The organism is Enterococcus sp. DIV0756, assembly GCF_051710745.1.
Classification (GTDB): domain Bacteria; phylum Bacillota; class Bacilli; order Lactobacillales; family Enterococcaceae; genus Enterococcus_A.
Map to the genome: position 1 here is coordinate 719166 of NZ_JBIOLF010000002.1, position 21607 is coordinate 740772.

Below are 21607 nucleotides of genomic sequence, written 5' to 3' on the forward strand. Positions count from 1 at the left end.
TTACTCATTTTATAAAATTATTCTTGTTAAAAAAGCTAAAAAATAGCGATAAATATCTTGGAAAAGTTATTGACTTAAAGAAATAGACCTGATAAGATGCAATTGTGAGTACGAAATCGTACTGACTAAAAATAAAGGGAAAAGGAGTCAAAGAGATGCAAAAAAACACATTTTCTGAGCAATTTGTCACACTTTCAGATGGCGCAACAATTCATGTGGTTACTTCTGGACATGGAGAGCCCGCTCTGGTTCCATGTGTTGGATCAAGTCCCCCATTTGAGAGAACTTTTGGAGATGAGCTAAAGAAAAATATCCAATTCAATTTTATCGAAGTACGTGGGACTTCAAGGTCAAGTGGTGATACAAGCGATGTAGGGTCCCTTGATCGGATCGCAGATGATCTGGATGAGGTACGTAAAATACTGGGATTTGAAAAAGTAATTTCGCTTGGACAATCGAGAAATGGTATCATGGCCGCTCATTACGCGGCAAAATACCCAGAATCTGTTTTGCGCCTGGTCACCTTTGGTACTCCAAACAGTCTGGATGCTTTAAAAAATAATGATTATTGGGAGAAGTATGCGGACGATGAACGGCGACGCTTACGAACAGAAAATGAGGCTGCAATGGAGAGAGAAGAAATCTTTAAATTCGATACGCCTGATAAACTTGTTCGTCTCTTTGAGCTTGAATCTCCGATTTATTTCTATGATCCTAATAATTCTATGGCTGATTGGTTTGATGTCTCTCTTTTGTCAAAAACAATGGAAGCGGTTTTTGAATCTAACGAGAAATGGGCAGATTTTCGATTTATAGAAACACTCAAGAAGCTAAAAGTCCCTGCATTAATCGCCTATGGCAAGTATGATTTTATGGTTTCGCCACTTCCTAAACCTGGGGAACCGATTGATGGAAAAGCAGGTCTATTCCGAGGGATTCCAGGTGTTCAAGTTGAAGTGTTTGAAAAGAGTGGTCATTTCCCATATTGGGAAGAGGAGCAAGCCTTTGCTGATTGCTACCGCGATTGGGTGGCTGACCTACGATGAAGAATCGTCTAAATGGCATCATTGAAGCGCTTGAGACAGGGACTCATGTCTTTGGTACCATCAGTGCACTGGATATATCTGCTGCTGTTACTCTATCTACTAGTGATTATGATGCTGTGATACTTGATGCAGAACATCGTCCATGGGATGTAAATGGTATTCGCGACAGTCTCCAATACTTAATAAACAGACGGCGAGTATTTGAATCAGATAATCTGAGACCGTCTGTTACTCCCTTAGTTCGAATCCCCTCTAATGGTGGAGAGTTCTCTCAATGGCATGCTAAACAAGCTCTTGATATGGGTGCTTATGGAATCGTTTGGCCACATATTAATACAGTTGCTGAGGCAAGAAATGCTGTTGCTGCTTGTCGATATCCCAGAGGGTCTAACGCAGGACTTCATGAGCCTAAAGGTCTTCGAGGAGATGGTCCCTATGCAGCTGCGCATTATTGGGGGATCAACGTTGCTGAATACTATGAGCGTGCAGATGTCTGGCCTCTTAACCCAGAGGGTGAGCTTATTGTTTGTATTATGATTGAAAGCCTGATGGGAGTAGAAAATTTGCCGTCCATTCTTGACGAAGTTCCAGGCATAGGTTTGGTGCTTACAGGTCCAGCAGATTTAAGCCAAGAGCTCGGAGTACCTGGGCAACACCAACATCCTGATGTTCAAGAATGCCAATCTCGTGTGCTCGAAATTTGTCTTGAACGAGGCATCGCTGTTGCGCATGCCAATGTGACTCCAAATAACGCAGAAGAGGTGGTCAATGCAGGATACCGTCTCTTACTATCGACCCCAAAAGAAATTGATCTTGGAAAAGATGCTGCTAGACGAGTAATTACTGAACGAGAGAAGAATGATTAACGTAACTCGCATTTTGTGAGGGAACAACGCTAGTTAGCAAAAGGTTCACGAACAAAAAGCATGCAATTTCCTACGCTTATTAAAGAAAGCGGTACCAAAAAAGTATTCTTTCTATCCGTGGCAATCGCATAGTGCGTAGTTGGTGGAAAAGTTTAAGATGATTTGGACAAAAAGTCGAGAAAAATAGTTGTTAGAAGAAAATCAAAGTCGATTTTCTTCTAACGTTTTTTGTCACAAATTAAAAAGGTACTGACGTGTGAAAGGCTGAATAAAAACGATGGAATGAATGTAGAACCAGAAGTTATGTTGGTTGTTACATGTACGATAAATAGAAATTCCAAGGTTTTTATACAGCCAGTGGAGTTAATAGCCATAGGTTAAATATCACCAACGCCTAAAAAGTATTTGGAAGTGTAAGTACCTTTCTATCAATTACGCATTAACGTATGTTCGACGAAGAAAAAAACAAAGCACAAGATGCTTTGTCAAATAATGGAAATTAAATTAAAAACAGAATTGTGAGGGACAAATTTTAGTAGACAAATGAACTACAGGTGCCTCTACAAATAAAGCAGCAGTGTCTAGCAATCATAGGGCGTTAGTTGTCGAAAGCATTCCCTATTTCTTCCCTTAACAATTTAACATGTTTCTTTGAAATTACCGCCAACTGTTCTTGTTCCTCCTCCGTCAGGCGTTCAAACGCCTTGAGTTCAGCTTCGAACAATGGCCGAGCGGACTTTTCTGCGAGAGCTTCGCCACTTTTTGTGAGTCTCGCCAGCTTTACTTTATAATTGGTCGGGTCCGATGATAAGGCAACATATTCGGACTTGATTAACTTACGTAAGGCAGAGTTAACAGTGGTTTTTGTGAGGGACCACTGTTCGCACAGTTCCTTTTGCGAACAGGGTTTTTCGGATACATACAGAGTATATAAGATGGTTGACGAGGCATCCGAGAGCCCAAACTGTAATGCAACGTTGTGATACAACTCATTTAATTCCTTATGCACTTTGTTATAGCGTACCTGCTGCTCCAATAAACGTTCTAACACAATAACAACTCTCCTTTTATCATCCTAACAAATCTTGGATAGTAATACTTTCATCATTGTATCCTTGGTGGAAAAGCTTGTCAATTTGTTGATAATTCAAGTTTTAAGGGCTTTTGAAGTCATAGAAGAGCAGTTGTCATAGGATAATAAACCTGTCAAACCGCACTATAGAGCATGGCATACTACTGATCATTTAAGGTGAGTATTGATGAAAGAAGGACAAGAATATAACCCTTAAAAGTCCTCCATCACTTGTGTCATTAGAGTAAAGATTTATATAGTTAGCTTTACGATCGGAAGGGTGCTGTAGAAAATCTTTAGGTTCGAAGTTTATAGTACGTAGGCTGGGAAAAGCCAATTCTTGTTTGTGATACTTCTCGAGCATCTAGTAGTCAATTTTTTGAATAGTTACCCCACTGGAAATACTTTATTTCATGTAGCCGCCATTTAGTTATTGTGATCGTCAAAAGCAGCGTAACTCAGTTGAAAAAATGAAGGGATGAAGAGAATGAGCAATAATAAAAGCCAGTCAAAAATTATATTCGCAATACTTTCACTTAGCTTTATAAATATGATAGTGAGTGCAACCACCCCGGCAATCCAAGTTATAAGTGAGGCATTTCCTACTGTACCGTTTACTTCAATTATGCTAGTTTCAACGCTTCCATCACTTGTTTCTGTTCCTTCCTCAATTTTAGGTGGAGCTATCACTGGAAAAGTCTTAAATTACAAGACGGTCCTATACATTTCGTTATTACTTATGACTATCGGTGGAGTGAGTCCGTATTGGATGACGAATTGGACCATGATCCTTGTGGCAATGACAGTGTTCGGAATTGGTATGGGACTTCTAATGCCGTTGATTGGCGCACTTATATTTAACCTGATTGCTCCAGATAAGGTAGCAAGTATTATGGGATTATATGGTGTTATGGGATTCGTAGGTGGAATGTTGTTCACTGTGTTAGGGGGAATTCTAGCGTCAATAAGTTGGAATCTACCTTTCTTATTAAATGTTATTCCACTTTTTGTTTTGGTAATAGTAGTGCTTTTTCTTCCCGAGCCTGAGAGACAAGAAGCTGTTAGCTCGGAAACGGATGTGTCTAAAACGTCTAGATCCATGCCTGCGATTGTTTGGATTTGGACAGCAGTGATGACGATATTTTCAATTTTGCAGTATCCTTCCTTAATGAATATTTCGACAATTTTTAAACAAATGGGATTAAGCTCTGCTATGGCTGGTACGGCGGTTACCGTAATGACAATAGGGGGAATGGTAACAGGGATTGCCTTTGGAAAAATCTTCGGATCAATCGGGTACAAATGCTTGCCAGTTGGATTTGCGATCATAGCCTGTTCACAGATATTGATGGCAACTGGAATGACTTTTTTGACTTTTGTGATTGCTGAATTTCTATTAGGCATCGGAAGTTTCTTTGTTAATAACTCAATTATGATGGCAGTTGGAGGGGCCGTTTCTTCTGATAAAACGCCAATGGCCATGTCTCTAGTGAACGCAGGCATGTCCTTAGGTGGTTTTCTTTCAGCTTTCATGTACGCAGGGCTAATGGGCGTCTTAGAAATCACCTCAATGAGATTTCAGTACTGGTCCGGCTTGGTAAGCTTCGGAGTGCTAACGATTATCACTTTCTTCATTTATTTTATGAAGAAAAATTCAGTTCCCGATCCGAATGATCAAGCACAATTTTAGTACGATAATAGGAATCCATTTTATTAGCTGCTCTGAGTATAATTGTTCATGATGGAATAAGTATTTAGAAAATCAAATCCTAATTGATTATTATGAACGCCGAATGTCGAGCGATTTAGTCAGCTTAAAAAAATCCCACGCAAAGTCAGTCCATACTGCAATGTTGCTTCAGCACTTGCAGTATGGACGCTTTTTTATTGTACATTGTTCTCCTGATCATCCTTATCAGGCACCTTCCCAACATCTCGTTCAAAGACCCGCAGCCATTTCTGCAGCCATGTAATCTTTAAACCAAAGGCATGGGCGTTTTCTAGAATCGAACCAATCTCGTACAGAATCAAGAGGGCAGTCCAAATCAGGGCGACATTGATAGGCAGTACGATGCCGACAACAGGTGCAAGTTTGTCTAAGGCAGCGGCACAAATGATCGTTGAAAACGTGATGAACTTCGTAAATAGTCCGTAAAGATTGATAGAGGAGACCCACGTGTGGTTTTTCAGGGTTTTGGCATAACCGGTAAAAAGATCCAAGCCAACCATTGTCAAAAAGACACCCATGAGTGGGACACTTCCGCCGAATAGATAATGGACGAACGTTCCTCCTGCTAAGATTGCTAAAAGAGTCATTTCAACTACCTTCTTTCAATAGATATAATCAACACCTGCGATGGCATCACAATCGCAGGTGTCTGTGTCCTACGCGAGATAGAATGGAGAAAGCCAATAGCTACGTACTAGAATCATGAGTTGCTGGGTCCTCTTTATTTCGCTTCCTTCGCCTGAACATCCGTTGGAGCAAGCTCTGCTTATCTGTGACTTCTTTCCTCGCTGGCTGCTCAGCGGATCGTTTGGCAGATGCAGTTGTAGTTGCTAAAGGCGTAACAGGTTTATTAGCCTCTAATGATAATTGGGTCTTACTGAAGGGAACAATCGCTACAGGCAGCTGGAGCTGCATTTGTTCGGATTTCTTTTGTTGTGTTTCGGCTACCACAAAACAACCAACTTCTTCACAAATGGTTTCATTAAACGGTTCAGTTTGGTCCACATCAATCTCATGTTTCAGGTCAAACAGCGTGATTACTTTTGTAGAGACATATTTTGCCGATACAACAGAATCAAATAGGGTTACGCCATCTTGTTCAAAAAGGTCTAAGGTTGTCAATAATTCGCAAGCTTCTTTGATCTCTTTGGCCGACAAGCTTGTATCCACGTCCTGATAGGTCAAGTTGTGTTTCTTTCGGTCACTGTTTAAAAAGGTAGTGACCAATTTCGTAGACTCAGTAATCATTTTTCTTCTTTCCTTTCTCAGCTCAACGAATTTATTTTTCTTACCAGAAAAATAAGTTCGATTTTCGAGCCGTATACCATCCAACTAGTTTTCGTTAATTTTATTTGCTAAAATATTCGGTTGATAAGTCTAGCGAGTAAACTGCTAAAAGTTGGACTGGCATCCTCTCATTTATTTTCTGCGTAGGGTAATTCTTATCAAGGCTCTGTATTTTCTTCAGGACGCACAAGTGAAACCAGTGAACGCGCGACAGATAAGACTTTCTTGCCAAAATTTCTCAAAGGAAAGACTCTCATCGTCAGCTGTTTCCATTCAGGTGCCGCGAAGTAATCCTGAAAATAATAGAAGAAGCGCTTCATGGTCCGTGTTGGTTTGGTGTTCATGAAGAGATAGCGGACAAGATCGCTGAGAATGTTCGCAAACTCCTGCGCACCAAGTTTAAAGCGGATGCGTAATGCCATAATATATTTGATCGTTAAGCTGCTATTCTGGGTTTCTTGGTAATAGGTCATGATTCGTGCTTCCAATGTCTCGGGTTTTAGTGAAAAAATCTGTTGATGCGTTAAGAGTGGTTCATTCATGGATCTTATCCTCCTTATAAGAGAAGCGGGCGAGCTTGCCGCCGCTCCTCTAATTCTTTTTTAGTCAAGTGCTGATACTACGGTTGTTCCTGTGTGTGATCAAATAGAATGGTTTCAGTTGTTTCCACATATTTCGCGCTTTCGACCGTGTTGAAAAGGTCCGCACCGTCTTTGTGGAAAAGCTTGATCCCCGTTAAACGTTGCAATAAACTTTTGACTTCGCTTGCTGTTTTATTTGGGTTGGGATTGTTCATGCTCCAAGTTTGGCTTTTCCCCAAACTCGTTCTAAAAGTTGCGACAAGTTTTAACATTTAAATTCCTCCTTCCTTATTTGGTGTACCGTGATTGACTGGTTAGGATCACGCCGTCTAGATTGCTGCCTTCTGGTGAAAGCTCCTTTAAGATATCTCCTAGTTCAAGCACGGCTTCTTCGGCTGGTTCATCGATGACGTTTTGGAAGTTCACCTTTCTTAGCTTGTCCTCTCCAGCGTCGATCTGTACTTGTAATTTGTTGCCGATTTTTTGAATCATCTTTCATTCCTCCTAGTGTTGTTTTTTTGTTCCGGCCGGTGACTTAACGATAATGGCAAAACACAAACTTGGTCAAAACCGGCAAAATGACATTTGAGGGTCAAAATTGCCGATGTTTTCATTCTCTGTTTTAGTGAAAACCTATAAGAACGGGATTTGTCTTTGTGAGAAATGAAAGAGGGCGGTAATTTTCATAGCCCTATGCAATTTTGTCCGCGTTGACACATTTTGGGTTTTAGGCTTTAAGGAGGAAGGTTGGTTTGCCAATGTTTTTATAAAGAAAACGTTCTTCAATAAAGCCAAAAGTTTTATTTAGCTTAAGGATTTCTTAATGAATAAAGAAGAAAACAAATCCATTAAGCTTTCAAAAAAAGGGAAGTGTGTAATGAAGATAATCTAGAATTCACGTAGATTTTCGATACAAAAGAATAGATTTTTCAGCAATAAAAAAAGCCCATTCACTATGGAATGAACTCAAGCTGTAAAGAAATTCTGAACTAAAATCATATAGAAAATGGTACCCAATCCAATGCTCAGGAGGGTATTTCTCTTCCATTTATGAAGAAGAACGATGAAGGCGATTGAAATCACTTCTGGAAATCCGTAATAGTTTCCAGCGAAAGAGACCTTAAGGGAATAAATGACTAATAAGGCGATTACTGCACTGGGAAGGACGTTGCCCAAATATTGAATAAATGCTGGTGGTGTTTTATTTGCCGGAAAGATGATGAACGGTAGGAAGCGAGTAATCATTGTACCGATGACAACGATCAGGATGGTAAGAATAATTTCTATCAAGTCCATGTCTTGTTCTCTCCCTTCTTCTTATCTTGATCAAAGCGAGGTTTAAGGATGGCAAAACTTAACACAATCAGCAGCATAGCTGGAATAATAAACTGTTGACCTCCGAAAAGAATCAAGGATAGTAAAGAGCAGATCAAGCCGACGATAGCTGGTAAATGCTTCTTATTTTGCTGCCATTGATCAAGGAACATGACCAAAAATAAGGCAGTCATAACAAACTCAATGCCTTTCACATTAAAATGAATGACATAGCCCAGCAGTCCACCCAATGTTGCGCCCATAACCCAGTAAAAATGATTGAGTACTGTGACCCAAAACATGAACCAGCCTTCATCGACTTCTTGAGGGAGGGTCGTTGAGCAGTTGATGGAAAACGATTCGTCACACATAGCGTAGATCAGGTAAAACTTTTTAATTCCTTGGTTTTTGTATTTTTCAAGCATAGCAATGCCATAGAATAAATGACGTGCATTCACCATGAGCGTGAGCACAAATGCATAGCCGGGATTAAACGCAGAGAGTAATAAGGTGATGGCTAAAAACTCCATTGAGCCCGCACAAATGAATAAGCTCATGAGCATCGGATAAACAAACGAAAAACCTTTATTTACCATCAAGAAACCATAGGACATCCCTAAAAAAAGAAAGCCAAATAATATGGGGAGTGTATAAGGAAAAGCTTTTTTTAATGCTAGAAACTTCATAAAAACAACTCCTTCTGGGGTTTGCAATGTGCATACGGCTAAAATATAATAGTTTTTGAACAGTATAACTTACGAATGAACGATATATCTTTTTGTAAAGTATATATTACGTTTGTTCGTTATAGTTGTCAATAAGAGACTGGAGCGATTGAGATGGATTTAGGGAAAACAATAGCCTTTAATTTAAAAAAATTACGAACAGAAAGAAATCTTAGTTTAGGACAATTGGCGACTGAATCAGGAATAAGTAAAACCATGCTATCGGATATCGAAAAAGGCGGCAGTAATCCCACGATCAATACTATTTGGAAAATTGCCAACGGATTAAATGTTCCTTATACCAGTTTGATTGACGCGATTGAGGATGATGCGAAAATAGTCCATAGAGAAGGAATCGTCCCACAGACTGGAGAATCAAAAGCGTACCGTGTGTACTGTTACTACAAAACCTCTTCTACACGAAATTTTGAACTATTTTTCTGTGAACTAGATCCTAATTCTTCAAATAAATCCATCGGGCACTCAATAAAAGCACAGGAGTATATTTATGTGTTGGAGGGACAATTGGTTTTGAATACGGAGAATGGCGAGTATATCTTGAATGAAGGGGATTCACTGTCTTTTGATTCATCAGTGGAACATACATACTCAAACAAAGAGAATCGATTGGCAACGTTCATGGTTATTAATTATTATCCTGAGTAATAAAGAAGACGTACGAGGATAGGGAATACTTAATCAGTAAAAACGAAAAAATGATTGCTGGAACGGCTCGTAGCTCCTACGAGTCGTTCTTTTTAACTTTTGTATTAACAAATAAAACGAAAACAGGAGAGTGGCTTTGAAGAAACAAATTATTGAATCATTCGTATGGATCACATTCTTGTGTGGCTTCATTATGTACATTGCTCAACCTATTCGAGGCTATGGTGTTAATATAAAACATACCAACCAGTGGTGAAGCGAGGTTCTTGAAGCTTTTTATCGCCAAATATTCGGGGCAAAATCGTATTCCGCCCCAATTATTTGGGAATGAGCTAAAAATTTTTTTTCACTAAAAATTTCATCCTCCACTGAAAAAAATGACCCTCTGATCATTCGTATGCATGCTACGATTGATGCACTAAAGAGAAGAGGGTGAGGATCATCAATAAAATTGTACAGGTGTTAAAAATTTCAATCGGTGTAACGATTATTTCTGTGGCCTTGAATTTCTTTTTGCTGCCGCATCAGATTGCTTCTGCGGGGGTGGGCGCGATTGGTCATTTGCTTGAGCTACAGTGGGCCATTGATCGTAATCTTACTGTTTGGGTGATGAACTTGTCCATGCTGGCATTGACTTATCTGCTGCTAGACAGACAAGTTTTTTCAAAAGTATTCCTAGGCAGCCTGCTGTTTCCGGTATTTTTAAGAGTCGTTCCACTCTCGCAGGTACTCTATTCTCACCGAGCTTCATTAGTTTTAGGGAGTGCCTTATTTAGTTTGGGCGTTTTTTTCCTGTACAAGTCAGGCTCGTCAAACGGCGGAGTGACCATTCCGCCGATTATTCTGGAGCGCTATTTTAGCATTCCTACCCATCGAGGCTTGTTGCTGACGAATCTTGTGATTGTTCTGTTGAATTTCTATATACTTGGACCGCTAGATGGATTATTTGCTACGCTGTCGATCGTCATCATGACCATCTCTATGCAGCTGTATGCTGCCATTGATCGGAAATGGCTCCTTCAAAAGATCGAAAAAATAGAGTCAAACCAATAAGCAAGCGGGCATTTTGGTTAGCTGGTGTCCCTTTGTTCTCAGCGGTTGAGAAGTTAAGGATTTGTAATAAATTTGTGTTTATTGCAGAAAAAAACGCTGACATATGGGAAAATTGTTTCGAAACGAAGAGTGACTGGAACAAAAACAACCTGAGAAACAAGCAGACGTATAGAAACGCCAAATAGTAAGTAGGAGAAGGTGGAGCAGGATGAATGACGTAAAGATTATTTTTTTTGACGTAGACGGAACCTTGATTGACATGGAGAAGAAACAAATTTCAGAGCAGATGCTAGCAACTCTGAGAGCGCTGAAGGAGCAGAATATTATTTTATGCATTGCGACAGGCAGAAGCCCGATCGCGTTGCCTCAATTTGATGGCCTGACATTTGACGCTTTTTTGACCTTTAATGGGTCCTATTGCTTTAACCAAAAAGAAAGTATCTATAAAAATCCGATCCCTCAAAACGACGTAGAACAGATTGTTGAAAATGCGAAGGCCTTGAATCGTCCAGTAGCGATTGCAACCAGCAAGCAGACGATTACTAACGGCAACGACGCGGATCTAGCGGAGTATTTCTCTTTTGCTCACCAACCGGTGATTGTCTCAGAGGATTTTGACGCGACCATCCAGAACGAGGAAATTTTTCAATTGATGTTAGGCGCCCGTAAAGAGGAGTATGCGGAGGTCATGGCACATACCACAGCTTCGAAGATTACTGCCTGGTGGGATCGCGCGGTGGATATTATTCCCACAAGCAGCGGCAAAGGAACTGGGATTAAGAAAATGCTGGAATATTATGGCTTTGATAAGTCCCAAGCGATCGCTTTCGGAGATGGAAATAATGACATTGAGATGCTCGAAGCGGTGGGCTGGGGCTTAGCCATGGACAATGCCTCAGAGGATTTAAAGGAAATCGCGGATGAAGTCATCGGACATGTCGCAGAAGAGGGCATCTATCACTACTGTTTAGCAAATGGCTTGATTGAAAAACAGCCGCAGCTATAGGCTAAAGCATCCAACAAGCCCTGATAAAAAGAGGACGCCATTCACTAAATACGAAAAGTCAAAAGTCTTACTCTGGCTGGGGTAAGGCTTTTTTGATCGTTTTACCATCCTTATACGATATTGGTTATTTGAAGAAACGGACAAAAGAACCCGATGTGATCCTTCTAAGTGAAGGGGATAGCGGGTGTTGAAGAAGGGGGTCTTTGAGATAACGGTTTAGAAGAACAAGAATGATACATAGGATAGATGTTGGAGGGCGAAGAACTGAATGATTTTATGCGAGATAGCTGATGGATATTGGCATCTCTTTTTTTTGAGAACTATTTCAGTGTGGCATCGCTCGTGTCAGAAAATTTTCAAACACTTAAAAGAGGCAACAGGAAATGATCGGCACGATGGACTTCAAGACAGAGGGAAAGCCCGCAGATAGTCATTTAAGCGACTATCTGCGGGGATTTTTCCTTGGGTTGATCTTCATTGATGCCTGCTATTCATAGGCATCGATTTTGTTTGGGTATTTTTGAATCCGTCTATTCGTCAGAACGAAGAAGATCACGCATAGCCCCAAAAGGATCACTGTCGGCAGAAGCTTATTGTTCGAGACATAGACATCCCAGAAAGCGTTTATTGCCGCGTGAAAGAGGATGCACAGATAGATGCTTTCGTAGTTGTTCCAAATAAATGACAGCAGAATCGACAGGCTGAAGCAAGTTAGCGTAAACCAAATGAAACTCATCGAGCTTTGATTCGATCCTTTGATCCACCATAAAGGAATGTGCCAAAATGTCCAAATGACGCTCACTAAACCAGCCGAAATCAGTGCGGAGTATTTCTTTTGCAGCATTGGCTGTAAAAAGCCGCGCCAACCGATTTCTTCGATTCCTCCGCCAATGATCATGATGGGGAATTCAAGCAGTGCGACATATAATGGAAGCTTTTGAACACTTCCGCCGAGTAAGACAGGAAGTGCACAGAACAGCCAAGCGATCCCGATGGTTAATAGATAGACCCGGATGGGTTGTTTGAATTGAAGGATATTCTTCTTGAAGGCACGATAGTCCTCTGGTGTGCTCGTCTTCTTTTTAAGATGAAGTTCATTGAAGGCTGGGGATATCCCGCCTAAGATAAACAGGATCATGACGAAGGGATTGGAAAAAGGCAGATTCCCAAAATGAGTCAGACCGGCAGCGGCGAGCCAGAAGCCCCAAGAGATCATTATAGTTGAAAGTAGGTAGGATTTAATTGTTTGTGTTTTCATTCGTCTCTCCTTTTTTGTTCTTGTTTTTTTGTCAAAAAATCTGCGATCGTATTAATTAGGATGTCTAGGGATGCTTGCCGTGCCTGATCGCCATAATCAACATTTGTCGCGGTAAAATGGAGACAATCCATCAAGTACGAGATAACTCCGAAGACGTGAGAATCTTTTGGATCAAGAGCGAAAAGCTCAGTGATTCGCTGAAAGTTTCGCTGTTGCTTTTCTTCGAAAACTGCTTGCATTTGCTTCGGCAGTTTAACCATCAATGAGGACAGGTCCTCTGGCTGAATATAGAGGGCGATACTGGACGGGGCCAGATAAATTTCTCTGAGGGCCCATTGGATCTTTTTGTGAAAATCCCCATTCTGATAATCGATTGCCAGAACCTCGTTTAAAAGTGTTTCTTCGCTTTTTTGGATCACATGAAAGAGCAGCGCTTCTTTAGAAGAGTAATGGTTGTAAAAAGTTCCTTTGGCAATGCCGACTGCCTGAATGATATCCTCCACGGTGATCTTCTTTATTCCTTTTGTCTTGATCAATTGAATCGTTTCAGTATACATCTCATCTTTTACGCGTTGTTTCTCTTCTTCCGTGACTATTTTTGGCATAAAATTCTCCTTTGTTAGATCGTTGTAATTGCTGCGTTTATTCTGACTCGTTTTATATCCTTTAGTCAATTTAAAGTATACTAGGTCTATTTTGACTGTAAAGTTCTAAATAAGCGCTGTCCTATCAATACATTCAAAGAGAGACTTTGAAGGAATCAAGCGAAAGATGGTAGAAACGACTCGTTGATTGGCTAAATACTTAGAGTAAAAAGTTTGGATCGTATGTTGCTCATAGCTTTTTTACAACTTGGTGCCGAACGACTTTTACCTCCACAAAAAGACGGATTTTTCATTCTTCGGGAGAGGATCAGCGCGCGATCTCTATTGGTTCTTCCATGAATATGTGAAAAAGATTCTAATTGTAGGAGTTTGCTGATATGATGGATAGAAGAGGTGTAGAAGGAGCATGAACTAGATGAACGATCGACAAAAAGAAGCGCTTGAACAAATGGAGCGGCAATTTAAGACGGTTGGAGTTACCCCGATCCAGGCGCTATATCGGCTGGACTACTCGGATAAATTAAGCAAAGAAGAATTTGATGTGGTGACTAAAGCATTCATTAATAACTATTTGTTTGCGATGAATTAACGCTGGCTAATAAAAAAATGATTAGTATGAAAGGCAATCAACTTGATGGATGATTGTTTTTTTACATTGGAGGAAGAATGTGCTTCGATGAAAATCTAAGCAGCAATCGAGGCATTCAACGCTAGTTTTTAATTGTAATTGTCTTATGTAAAAATACCAGACATACTTTTCCGTGCAAACAGTTGATTTCTTTTGCTAGTAGGGAACATGTGATATAGTAAGGCCTGTAAATTCGTGCTAAAATCTCAGTTCTACTACTTGCTTTAGCAGGATTAGTAGAAAGACATACGTGGAGAGAATCAGACTCATTTTTCGGTTTTTAGAAAAAAGAATTCCTTAATACGAAATAGGATTTCAGTTCTACTTCCTGCTTTAGCAGGTCTAGTAGAAAGACATACGTGATGAGAACCAGACTCATTTTTTGGTTTTTAAAAAATGATTTCCTTTAAAACGAAGTAGGAGTGGAACCATGCAAACTTTAAAAGAACGGATCATCGCTGAAAGTAAGCAGCTTGGGATTGATAAAATCGGCTTTACAACAGCTGATCCTTTTGATTATATGGAGGAATCCTTGCTGGAGCAGCGCGCGCTTGGTCATACCTCTGGTTTTGAACATCAAAATATCAAAGAACGGCTGTATCCAGAGGAAACCTTTGAAGATCCCAAAAGTATCATTGCGATTGCTTTGGCGTATCCGACTAAAATACACGAAAAAGTTCCCCGTGATGAAAAACGCGGACAATTTGCCCGTGCTTCGTGGGGAACGGATTATCACCATATATTAGAAGAACGATTGACGAAGCTGATTGCCTTTATCAAAGAACAGGCGGAGACGGAACAGCTTCAGGCTGAATGGCGATTTGCTCCGCAGGTCGATACAGGTGAGCTGGTGGATGTGGCCGTCGCGCAACGCGCAGGTCTTGGGTTTATCGGCCGCAATGGCCTGCTGATCACCGAAGAATACGGGTCATTCGTCTATCTTGGCGAAATCATCACCAACATCCAATTTGAACCCGACCAGCCAGTGCCAAACGGCTGCGGCGATTGCACACGTTGCATTACCGGCTGTCCAACCGGTGCCTTATTGGGAGACGGGCGAATGAACGCCAAGAAATGTCTCTCCTATCAGACTCAAACCAAGGGCATGATGCCGGAGGAATATCGTAAGAAAATGCGCAATGTGATTTATGGCTGCGATATTTGTCAGCTCGTCTGTCCATATAATCGTGGCAAAGATTTTCATTTTCACGAAGAGATGGAACCCAAAATCGATGAGGTCCATCCAAAACTAGCACCGCTCCTGTCCATCTCAAATCGCGAATTCAAAGAACAATTCGGATACCTAGCCGGCTCTTGGCGAGGGAAAAAACCGGTGCAGCGCAATGCGCTGATTGCGTTAGCCAATCTTGGCGGCAAAGAAGCACTGCCAGAAATCCAAGCCTGTCTACAAGACCAGCGTCCAGTTATTCGCGGCACCGCAGTCTGGGCATTGGGGCAGTTGACAAAGAAAGCGCCAGAAGAAACAATAGGGCTGTTGCAGGAATTGAAGGAAACTGAAACGGATTCAGAAGTTTTGACTGAGATAACGAATGTTTTGGAAAGGCTTGGTTGAGTTTAAGGGATCGAACACGAGTTATGGTGTTCGGTCTTTTTGTTTTGAGAGGATAAAAATATATTGGAGAACTCTGTCTCTTGTTTTAAAATCACTGTAGAAACACGAACATACGTTTGGTATAATTTTCTTATATTAATAACAGGTACTGGATTTTAAACTATTATCAGTATAAATCCAGAATGCCTAATAAGAGGAGTATTATTATGGATATATTAGACGTTTACGAAACAGATTTCAGTTATGTTGAACTTTCTATTATTTTTCCCTCAGCATCAGTGGAATTAGAGGATCCCCTTTTTCAATTCAGAGCCACTTATTATGTGGATAAAAATCTATCTATAGAAAATGATGAAGAAATTAACGTTGAAACTGTTCCAGTATTTTCGATTATAGGTCACACAGGGGATTTTGATCATGATTTTATTTACACAGCGGATGCTATTGCAGAGAGTACTATAGAAAACTATTCATTTGCAAAAGGATTTTATGAACGCGTATTTGATACTGAATTTCATGATGAAATTATAAGTGTCACAGGAAATGTGATAAATCGTTGGGCAACTATGGAGTCAGTTTTTTTAGAGAAAGAAATTAAAGATGCTAGTGAAAAGGTTCAAGCTCGTCTATTTGAAGGATTTTTACATAATTGGAAGCATACTTGGAAACAACTGTTTTGCAACGATATAACGTTGGTTTCTTTTAATGGACGACTATATGTTTCACCTGAAAAAGGTATCCAAAAATTTGTTGAGAGAGCCTATAATAAAGCAGGTTTTTTCTCCACATTGAACAAACAAAGTTTGATTGAAGAGTCTGATTACTCCGAACATGTTAACCTATCGCTGAAAGAAATTTTTGAGCTTGATAATAATAATCAATTATTTAGTAAAGAGATTAAGGATGAAAATATAAAGCACTATTCTGGATTTATTTATTAATCATCTTGAATAAAACATCATCAACAAGCTAGTATGTATAATAATGGAATACAATGACGGATTAAGGAAGACATAATTTAGGTATTTTGCAGTAAAAAAGAAGGCAATAATTCTGATGTATTTCAGAGAGGATCAACACTTTTGGTTGATGCTTCGTTAGATTTAGTATTAAAAAAAGGATATAGTTTTGTATTGGATGGTACATTTGCGACTCCTAAGGTTAAGTCAAATATTGAAAGAGCCTTGAAGAGGGATTATAATGTTTTAATATACTACGTTTACCAAGATCCTTTAGTTGCTTGGGAGTTTACCAAAAAACGTGAGAAGATTGAAGGAAGGTATGTTCCCAAAGAGCGCTTTATTAATGCTTTTTTCCAATCACGAGATAATTTATTAAAAATTAAAGATTTGTATAAAGACTTGGTAATCTTTAACATTTTCGTCAAAAACTTTCAAAATGAAATATCAGATTCGATTATGGATATAGAGAATATTGAACTTGCATTACCAATAAAATATACAAGAGAAGGATTGGAGGAGATGTTATATGACTGAGAAAGAAAAAGTAGAGGCGATTATGATCAAGTACAATCGTAATTTTTCAGAGCTCCAAAATAAGGCGACTGTCCGAGAAATTAAGACAGTATTTAAATATATTGGCGATGAGTCCAACCGAAAACAACGTGAATTAATTGGTCTTGATAAAGAAAAATAAGCGATTCTATTTATTTTTTTCTGGGACAGAGATAGAAGCCTCCATTAAACAATTGGTTGCTTGAAGATTTTTATGAAATAGTTGAAAACAAAAAGACGAAGGATTCGTACGATTAAATTCTTTGTCTTTTTTGTATGTTTAAGCAAGCGATTCGTCTGGAAGCTTTTTCGATAAAAAGTATTTTAGTTTAATTAAACAAAAAATCACGTGAGTTCGATAATATTGACACCAATCCAACCTATAAGAAAGGTATAATATAAGAAAAGCTGATAGGAGAACAAGATGGTACAGATGATCGGGCCTTATGGACTAGGGGTAGCATTATATGCATTTTTAAATCGGGTGGATATGGATTCGCCTTATTATATCGTTGGGAAATACATCCTGACTCATATGGATGAGTTGCAGGATGTTTCGATCAAGGAATTGGCTAGTAAGACAAATGTATCGATTGCTTCTATTAGTCGATTTGTTAAGGAGATCGGTTTAGATAATTTTGGTGAATTGAGGACATTGATCAATAATCGGCAAAAATCGACCGAGCCTCGTTACGAGTATCATACAGTGGAGAAGACGGACAATATCGTTGAGGATTATTTTTCTGCGGTCAAAAATGACATCGATCAGCTAGCGCAAGCGGTTGATATGAGCAAGCTAAATCAATTAGTAGATGATTTGTATGTCTATCAAGAAGTCGTGACATTTGGTGCGATGCATATGGAGACGGTCTCGTTAATGTTGCAAAACAACTTGTTCAGGTGTAAAAAGATTATTGAGACTCGATTAGATCCCGGCAAGCAGATTGATTTTGTTGAGAATCAACAAAAGGATTTGTTGGTCATAATCTTTTCCTTATCAGGCAACTACGTAAGAGAGTATCTTGCAAATATTAGTGATAAAAAGAAACTGAAAATATATGTCGTGACAAAAAATGAAGCCGTCAAGGAGTTAAAATACGTTTACGAAGCGATTCTGCTGCCGACTGATGCGGATAGCTTTTCCGCTCACCCGTTAGATTCCTTGCTGCTGGTGAATTTGATTACGCTGATTTATTACGAAAAATACGTGAAGAATAAGCCGAACTGATTCCCTATTTTTAGGAATCAGTTTTTTTGTGAGAAAAAATCGTTTTCAGAATCTGAAAATAGTCATTTTAAGAAAAAATCCTCAGTATACTGATAGCAAGAAATAGAACTTATTCGAAAAATTTGGAGGCAAGAAAATGGATTACACAAGTTCGGCAAAAGAAATTATTGCAGCAGTTGGTGGAAAAGAAAACATTCTTGAATTGAGTCACTGTGCCACCCGTTTACGCTTTGTTTTGAAGGATAGTCAGATTCCGAATGATCAACAGGTAGAAAAAATCCAAGGAGTGAAGGGCTTGTCCCGTACTTCTGGACAATATCAGATCATTATCGGTACGGAAGTTCCTAAAGCCTATCAAGCAATCAACCATGAATTGGGCGGGGAGATTCATTCGGATGATAGTGAGAGACCGAAGGAAGGCTGGTTCAATCAAGTACTCGGAATCATCTCTGGAGCGATCACGCCGATGATTCCAGCATTGACAGGTGCCGGTTTATTGAAAGCGTTCTTAGCATTGTTCGTTAACCTTAAATGGATGAGCAATACATCCGACACCTATGTGATGTTAAGTTTTATCGCTGATGCGGCATTTTATTTCATGCCAGTGATTGTTGCTTATGGCGCTGCCAAGAAATTCAAGACGAATCAGGTATTGGCAATGGTCGTTGCAGCAACCTTGATTCACCCGACTTTTACAACGCTAGTTGGCGAAGGAACATCGCTGACATTTCTAGGTATTCCGGTCACGCTGGTTAGCTACGGCAGCACGATTATTCCAGCATTGTTATCTACATGGTTAATGTCTTACGTAGAAAAAATCAGTGAAAAGATTATTCCTAGTTTCTTAAAATATTTCTTGAAACCGTTAGTCGTCATCGCGGTAACAGCCACTATTACCATTCTCGCTCTGGCGCCATTAGGAAATTTGATCGGAAATGTCGTGGCTGGGTTGATCGAAGGCTTGAATGCTTATGGCTCATGGATTGTTCCGACAGTCATTGGTGGGGTATTCCCATTACTTGTAATGACTGGGATGCATTGGAGTTTGGCACCATTCTGGTTAGGCTCAATTGCGAATACAGGTTCAGAAACGCTGTTAGGACCTGGGTCATTAGCTTCTAACATTGCACAAGGTGCAGCATCTCTAGTCGTTGCAATCAAAACAAAAGACCCTGAACAAAAATCGATTGCTAGTTCGGCTGGTTTTACAGCTTTATTGGGTATCACTGAACCGGCAATGTTCGGCGTAACGATCAAACAAAAAAGTATTCTATTTTCTGTTATGGCAGGTGGTCTTATCGGAGGTGCGTATGCAGGATTCTCTGGGTTGGTTCGTTATTCGGCAGGGGGAGCAGGGATCGCTTTACTGCCTGTGTTTATCGGGGAAAATCCGATGAATTTGATTCACGCATTGATTACAATGCTGATCGCCTTTGTTTCAACTTTCATCATTACGTATGTATGGGGCTTCAAACCAGAGGATATCCCAGTTAAGAAGGCAGGGAAAGTAACGATTCCAACACCTGTGAATGGCGAAATTATTGACTTATCCGCAGTAAACGATGAGGTTTTCTCAAAGAAAATGATGGGTGAAGGGTTTGCGGTCATTCCTACAGATGGACACTTGATCTCTCCTATTGAGGGAAAAGTGACGATGGTCTTTGATACCAAACACGCAATCGGATTAACCTGTGAAAATGGTTTAGAGCTTTTGATCCATATTGGTTTAGATACGATAAATTTAAAAGGGGACATGTTCGATGCCCTTGTTAAAACAGGTGATACCGTCAAAAAAGGGCAACCGTTGATTGATTTTAATCTGGCGGGTATTATTGATGCCGGTTATGATCCGACTACAATGGTCGTTTTTACTTCATCGGTCAATGAAGTCACCGATTTCTCCTTTGGTAAAAAAAATACTGCTGATACTGTATTATCAGTAGAAATGTAGAGGGATTTTAAATGAGTAAACCTTTTCCAGATAACTTTTTATGGGGCGGCGCGACTGCTGCTAATCAAATGGAGGGCGCATGGGACAGTGACGGTAAAGGCTTATGCGTCGCAGATGTTTGTCTATTCAAACCGAATGTCGACCAAACGAACATGAGCCAACATTGGAATATCACTTCGGAGGATATCGAAGCGGCAAAGAAATCTAAAGATACAACTTATTATTCTAAACGCCACGGGATTGATTTTTATCATCATTATAAGGAAGATATCAAGCTATTTGCTGAGATGGGCTTCAAAGTCTTTCGTTTGTCTATCGCTTGGTCACGCATCTTTCCAAATGGAGATGAGTTGGTACCGAATGAAGCTGGTTTGAAATTTTATGATGAGGTCTTTGATGAGCTGGCAAGATACGGGATTGAGCCACTAGTGACCATGAGTCACTATGAACAACCACTGTACTTTAGTGAGAAATATGACGGATGGGCGGCACGCGAATCGATCGACTTTTTCACCCGCTATGTTGAAGTGATTTGCGAACGGTATAAAAAGAAAGTGAAGTATTGGATTACGTTTAATGAAATTGATAGTATCATTCGCCATCCATTCATGTCCGGTGGATTGATTCGCGATCATTTCACAGACGAAGAAAGTTATCAGCAAGCGATCTATCAAGCGATGCACCATCAATTTGTCGCGAGTGCGTTGGCTACAAAGATTTGTCATGAAAAGATTCCGGGTGCTCAAGTCGGCTGTATGATCACCAAACAAACATATTATCCACTTACTTCAAAACCAGAAGATGTCTTGTCAGCACAATTAGATGCAAGGGAGCTCTTTGCTTTTTCTGATACGCAGGTTTTCGGAGAATATCCCGCTTATCTATTGAAGCGTTATGAAAATGAAGGGATTCAACTGGCTGTAGCAGAAGACGATTTTAAAATAATGAAAGAGAATGCTGTTGACTTTGTCTCCTTTAGCTACTACAGTTCTTCCTGTTCAGCGTTTGATAAAACGGGACTAGATATCAATGAAGGGAATACCGCAACAACAATCAAAAATCCCTATCTTTCAGCAACTGACTGGGGATGGCAGATCGATCCATTAGGCATGCGGATTTCTCTGATTGAATTATATGATCGTTACCGTAAACCCCTCTTTGTGGTGGAAAACGGATTAGGTGCCAAGGATGAAATGATTGACGGCATAATCAAAGATGATTATCGGATCAACTATATGAATGATCATATTGTGCAAATTTCAGAAGCCATCAATCAGGATGGGGTGGAAGTACTTGGTTACACCTCTTGGGGATGCATTGACTTGATTTCAAATTCTACCAATCAAATGGAAAAACGGTATGGATTTATTTATGTGGACGTTGATGATTTTGGTCGAGGCTCCTATAAACGCTATAAAAAAAGTTCCTTCTATTGGTATAAAGAAATAATTGCGACGAATGGTATCGCGTTAAAACCACTTGTTGAAGTATAAGGAGTTCTTGTC

23 protein-coding genes and 1 pseudogene are annotated in these 21607 nt (G+C 39.9%); 14 read left to right on the forward strand and 10 right to left on the reverse strand.

The features are described from left to right. The first annotated feature begins 155 nt into the window (after positions 1-155). Positions 156-1046, forward strand: a complete 891-nt coding sequence (locus IGI44_RS19900; RefSeq protein WP_438789669.1) for an alpha/beta fold hydrolase — start codon at positions 156-158, stop codon at positions 1044-1046. Beyond that, positions 1043-1912, forward strand: coding sequence for an HpcH/HpaI aldolase family protein (locus IGI44_RS19905; protein WP_438789670.1), 870 nt, complete (start codon positions 1043-1045; stop codon positions 1910-1912). The genes IGI44_RS19900 and IGI44_RS19905 overlap by 4 nt, the downstream gene beginning before the upstream one ends. A gap of 598 nt (positions 1913-2510) precedes the next feature. On the opposite strand, the gene IGI44_RS19910 is transcribed toward IGI44_RS19905, so the two are convergent. Continuing rightward, the gene (locus tag IGI44_RS19910) at positions 2511-2963 is read right to left on the reverse strand and encodes a MarR family winged helix-turn-helix transcriptional regulator (protein ID WP_438789671.1); all 453 of its coding nucleotides are present in this window, start codon (positions 2961-2963) and stop codon (positions 2511-2513) included. Positions 2964-3471: 508 nt separating this feature from the next. Between IGI44_RS19910 and IGI44_RS19915 the strand changes: the two genes are divergently transcribed. After that, positions 3472-4674 (forward strand): MFS transporter, encoded by a 1203-nt coding sequence (locus tag IGI44_RS19915; protein WP_438789672.1) that lies wholly within the window; start codon positions 3472-3474, stop codon positions 4672-4674. A 194-nt stretch (positions 4675-4868) separates the two neighbouring features. Here the strand turns inward: IGI44_RS19915 and IGI44_RS19920 are convergent, their stop codons facing one another. The 7 genes from IGI44_RS19920 to IGI44_RS19950 form a co-directional block, all read right to left on the reverse strand. Continuing rightward, the gene (locus IGI44_RS19920) at positions 4869-5300 is read right to left on the reverse strand and encodes a phage holin family protein (RefSeq protein ID WP_438789673.1); all 432 of its coding nucleotides are present in this window, start codon (positions 5298-5300) and stop codon (positions 4869-4871) included. Positions 5301-5400: 100 nt separating this feature from the next. Further along, positions 5401-5961 (reverse strand): DUF2922 domain-containing protein, encoded by a 561-nt coding sequence (locus tag IGI44_RS19925; protein ID WP_438789674.1) that lies wholly within the window; start codon positions 5959-5961, stop codon positions 5401-5403. A gap of 197 nt (positions 5962-6158) precedes the next feature. Next, positions 6159-6542 (reverse strand): hypothetical protein, encoded by a 384-nt coding sequence (locus IGI44_RS19930; RefSeq protein WP_438789675.1) that lies wholly within the window; start codon positions 6540-6542, stop codon positions 6159-6161. Between the two features lie 77 nt (positions 6543-6619). Further along, positions 6620-6853, reverse strand: coding sequence for a DUF2922 domain-containing protein (locus IGI44_RS19935; RefSeq protein ID WP_438789676.1), 234 nt, complete (start codon positions 6851-6853; stop codon positions 6620-6622). A 16-nt stretch (positions 6854-6869) separates the two neighbouring features. Beyond that, complete coding sequence (locus tag IGI44_RS19940) at positions 6870-7073, reverse strand: hypothetical protein (RefSeq protein WP_438789677.1); 204 nt, start codon at positions 7071-7073, stop codon at positions 6870-6872. A gap of 474 nt (positions 7074-7547) precedes the next feature. After that, entirely contained in the window at positions 7548-7877 is a 330-nt protein-coding gene (locus IGI44_RS19945; protein WP_438789678.1) for a branched-chain amino acid transporter permease, read from the reverse strand. After that, positions 7868-8581 carry an AzlC family ABC transporter permease gene (locus tag IGI44_RS19950; protein ID WP_438789679.1) on the reverse strand — a complete coding sequence of 238 codons (714 nt, stop codon included), beginning with the start codon at positions 8579-8581 and terminating at the stop codon, positions 7868-7870. The genes IGI44_RS19945 and IGI44_RS19950 overlap by 10 nt, the downstream gene beginning before the upstream one ends. 153 nt (positions 8582-8734) lie before the next feature. On the opposite strand from IGI44_RS19950, the gene IGI44_RS19955 reads away from it, so the two are divergent. The 3 genes from IGI44_RS19955 to IGI44_RS19965 all read left to right on the forward strand — a co-directional run bounded on the left by IGI44_RS19955 (position 8735) and on the right by IGI44_RS19965 (position 11345). Beyond that, entirely contained in the window at positions 8735-9286 is a 552-nt protein-coding gene (locus IGI44_RS19955; protein ID WP_438789680.1) for a helix-turn-helix domain-containing protein, read from the forward strand. A gap of 438 nt (positions 9287-9724) precedes the next feature. Continuing rightward, complete coding sequence (locus tag IGI44_RS19960; RefSeq protein ID WP_438790303.1) at positions 9725-10339, forward strand: YitT family protein; 615 nt, start codon at positions 9725-9727, stop codon at positions 10337-10339. Positions 10340-10547: 208 nt separating this feature from the next. Continuing rightward, positions 10548-11345, forward strand: coding sequence for a Cof-type HAD-IIB family hydrolase (locus IGI44_RS19965; protein WP_438789681.1), 798 nt, complete (start codon positions 10548-10550; stop codon positions 11343-11345). A 487-nt stretch (positions 11346-11832) separates the two neighbouring features. Here the strand turns inward: IGI44_RS19965 and IGI44_RS19970 are convergent, their stop codons facing one another. Both IGI44_RS19970 and IGI44_RS19975 read right to left on the reverse strand, forming a co-directional pair. Continuing rightward, the gene (locus IGI44_RS19970) at positions 11833-12603 is read right to left on the reverse strand and encodes a CPBP family intramembrane glutamic endopeptidase (RefSeq protein WP_438789682.1); all 771 of its coding nucleotides are present in this window, start codon (positions 12601-12603) and stop codon (positions 11833-11835) included. Continuing rightward, entirely contained in the window at positions 12600-13208 is a 609-nt protein-coding gene (locus IGI44_RS19975; protein ID WP_438789683.1) for a TetR/AcrR family transcriptional regulator, read from the reverse strand. Before IGI44_RS19975 ends, IGI44_RS19970 begins: the two co-directional genes overlap by 4 nt. Before the next feature lie 415 nt (positions 13209-13623). Here IGI44_RS19975 and IGI44_RS19980 point away from each other — a divergent pair, with 415 nt between their 5' ends. The 8 genes and pseudogenes from IGI44_RS19980 to IGI44_RS20015 all read left to right on the forward strand — a co-directional run bounded on the left by IGI44_RS19980 (position 13624) and on the right by IGI44_RS20015 (position 21595). Next, positions 13624-13797 carry a hypothetical protein gene (locus IGI44_RS19980; RefSeq protein WP_438789684.1) on the forward strand — a complete coding sequence of 58 codons (174 nt, stop codon included), beginning with the start codon at positions 13624-13626 and terminating at the stop codon, positions 13795-13797. Positions 13798-14266: 469 nt separating this feature from the next. Next, positions 14267-15409: a tRNA epoxyqueuosine(34) reductase QueG gene (gene queG, locus IGI44_RS19985; protein ID WP_438789685.1), complete on the forward strand. Its 1143-nt coding sequence runs from the start codon at positions 14267-14269 to the stop codon at positions 15407-15409. 206 nt (positions 15410-15615) lie between these two features. Next, positions 15616-16350 carry a hypothetical protein gene (locus IGI44_RS19990; RefSeq protein ID WP_438789686.1) on the forward strand — a complete coding sequence of 245 codons (735 nt, stop codon included), beginning with the start codon at positions 15616-15618 and terminating at the stop codon, positions 16348-16350. Positions 16351-16461: 111 nt separating this feature from the next. Next, positions 16462-16905, forward strand: a pseudogene (locus IGI44_RS19995) (zeta toxin family protein); the annotation flags it as partial. Then, positions 16898-17065, forward strand: coding sequence for a hypothetical protein (locus IGI44_RS20000; protein WP_438789687.1), 168 nt, complete (start codon positions 16898-16900; stop codon positions 17063-17065). The pseudogene IGI44_RS19995 and the gene IGI44_RS20000, both read left to right, overlap by 8 nt. A gap of 282 nt (positions 17066-17347) precedes the next feature. Further along, positions 17348-18151 (forward strand): MurR/RpiR family transcriptional regulator, encoded by an 804-nt coding sequence (locus tag IGI44_RS20005; protein ID WP_438789688.1) that lies wholly within the window; start codon positions 17348-17350, stop codon positions 18149-18151. A 136-nt stretch (positions 18152-18287) separates the two neighbouring features. Further along, a complete protein-coding gene (locus IGI44_RS20010; protein WP_438789689.1) occupies positions 18288-20102 on the forward strand; it encodes a beta-glucoside-specific PTS transporter subunit IIABC in 1815 nt (604 codons plus the stop codon). Positions 20103-20113: 11 nt separating this feature from the next. Next, on the forward strand, positions 20114-21595 hold the full coding sequence (locus tag IGI44_RS20015; protein WP_438789690.1) for a glycoside hydrolase family 1 protein: 1482 nt from the start codon (positions 20114-20116) through the stop codon (positions 21593-21595). The last annotated feature ends 12 nt before the right edge of the window (positions 21596-21607 follow it).

Bases quoted from the DNA above. Each gene is read 5' to 3' on its own strand.
- IGI44_RS19955 (WP_438789680.1), top strand. From the start codon at position 8,735: ATGGATTTAGGGAAAACAATAGCCTTTAATTTAAAAAAATTACGAACA.
- IGI44_RS20010 (WP_438789689.1), top strand. From the start codon at position 18,288: ATGGATTACACAAGTTCGGCAAAAGAAATTATTGCAGCAGTTGGTGGA.
- IGI44_RS19935 (WP_438789676.1), bottom strand. From the start codon at position 6,853: ATGTTAAAACTTGTCGCAACTTTTAGAACGAGTTTGGGGAAAAGCCAA.
- IGI44_RS20000 (WP_438789687.1), top strand. From the start codon at position 16,898: ATGACTGAGAAAGAAAAAGTAGAGGCGATTATGATCAAGTACAATCGT.
- IGI44_RS19970 (WP_438789682.1), bottom strand. From the start codon at position 12,603: ATGAAAACACAAACAATTAAATCCTACCTACTTTCAACTATAATGATC.
- IGI44_RS19940 (WP_438789677.1), bottom strand. From the start codon at position 7,073: ATGATTCAAAAAATCGGCAACAAATTACAAGTACAGATCGACGCTGGA.
- IGI44_RS20015 (WP_438789690.1), top strand. From the start codon at position 20,114: ATGAGTAAACCTTTTCCAGATAACTTTTTATGGGGCGGCGCGACTGCT.
- IGI44_RS19905 (WP_438789670.1), top strand. From the start codon at position 1,043: ATGAAGAATCGTCTAAATGGCATCATTGAAGCGCTTGAGACAGGGACT.
- IGI44_RS19950 (WP_438789679.1), bottom strand. From the start codon at position 8,581: ATGAAGTTTCTAGCATTAAAAAAAGCTTTTCCTTATACACTCCCCATA.
- IGI44_RS19990 (WP_438789686.1), top strand. From the start codon at position 15,616: ATGGATATATTAGACGTTTACGAAACAGATTTCAGTTATGTTGAACTT.
- queG (WP_438789685.1), top strand. From the start codon at position 14,267: ATGCAAACTTTAAAAGAACGGATCATCGCTGAAAGTAAGCAGCTTGGG.
- IGI44_RS19945 (WP_438789678.1), bottom strand. From the start codon at position 7,877: ATGGACTTGATAGAAATTATTCTTACCATCCTGATCGTTGTCATCGGT.
- IGI44_RS19965 (WP_438789681.1), top strand. From the start codon at position 10,548: ATGAATGACGTAAAGATTATTTTTTTTGACGTAGACGGAACCTTGATT.
- IGI44_RS19915 (WP_438789672.1), top strand. From the start codon at position 3,472: ATGAGCAATAATAAAAGCCAGTCAAAAATTATATTCGCAATACTTTCA.
- IGI44_RS20005 (WP_438789688.1), top strand. From the start codon at position 17,348: ATGGTACAGATGATCGGGCCTTATGGACTAGGGGTAGCATTATATGCA.
- IGI44_RS19920 (WP_438789673.1), bottom strand. From the start codon at position 5,300: ATGACTCTTTTAGCAATCTTAGCAGGAGGAACGTTCGTCCATTATCTA.
- IGI44_RS19930 (WP_438789675.1), bottom strand. From the start codon at position 6,542: ATGAATGAACCACTCTTAACGCATCAACAGATTTTTTCACTAAAACCC.
- IGI44_RS19980 (WP_438789684.1), top strand. From the start codon at position 13,624: ATGAACGATCGACAAAAAGAAGCGCTTGAACAAATGGAGCGGCAATTT.
- IGI44_RS19975 (WP_438789683.1), bottom strand. From the start codon at position 13,208: ATGCCAAAAATAGTCACGGAAGAAGAGAAACAACGCGTAAAAGATGAG.
- IGI44_RS19925 (WP_438789674.1), bottom strand. From the start codon at position 5,961: ATGATTACTGAGTCTACGAAATTGGTCACTACCTTTTTAAACAGTGAC.
- IGI44_RS19900 (WP_438789669.1), top strand. From the start codon at position 156: ATGCAAAAAAACACATTTTCTGAGCAATTTGTCACACTTTCAGATGGC.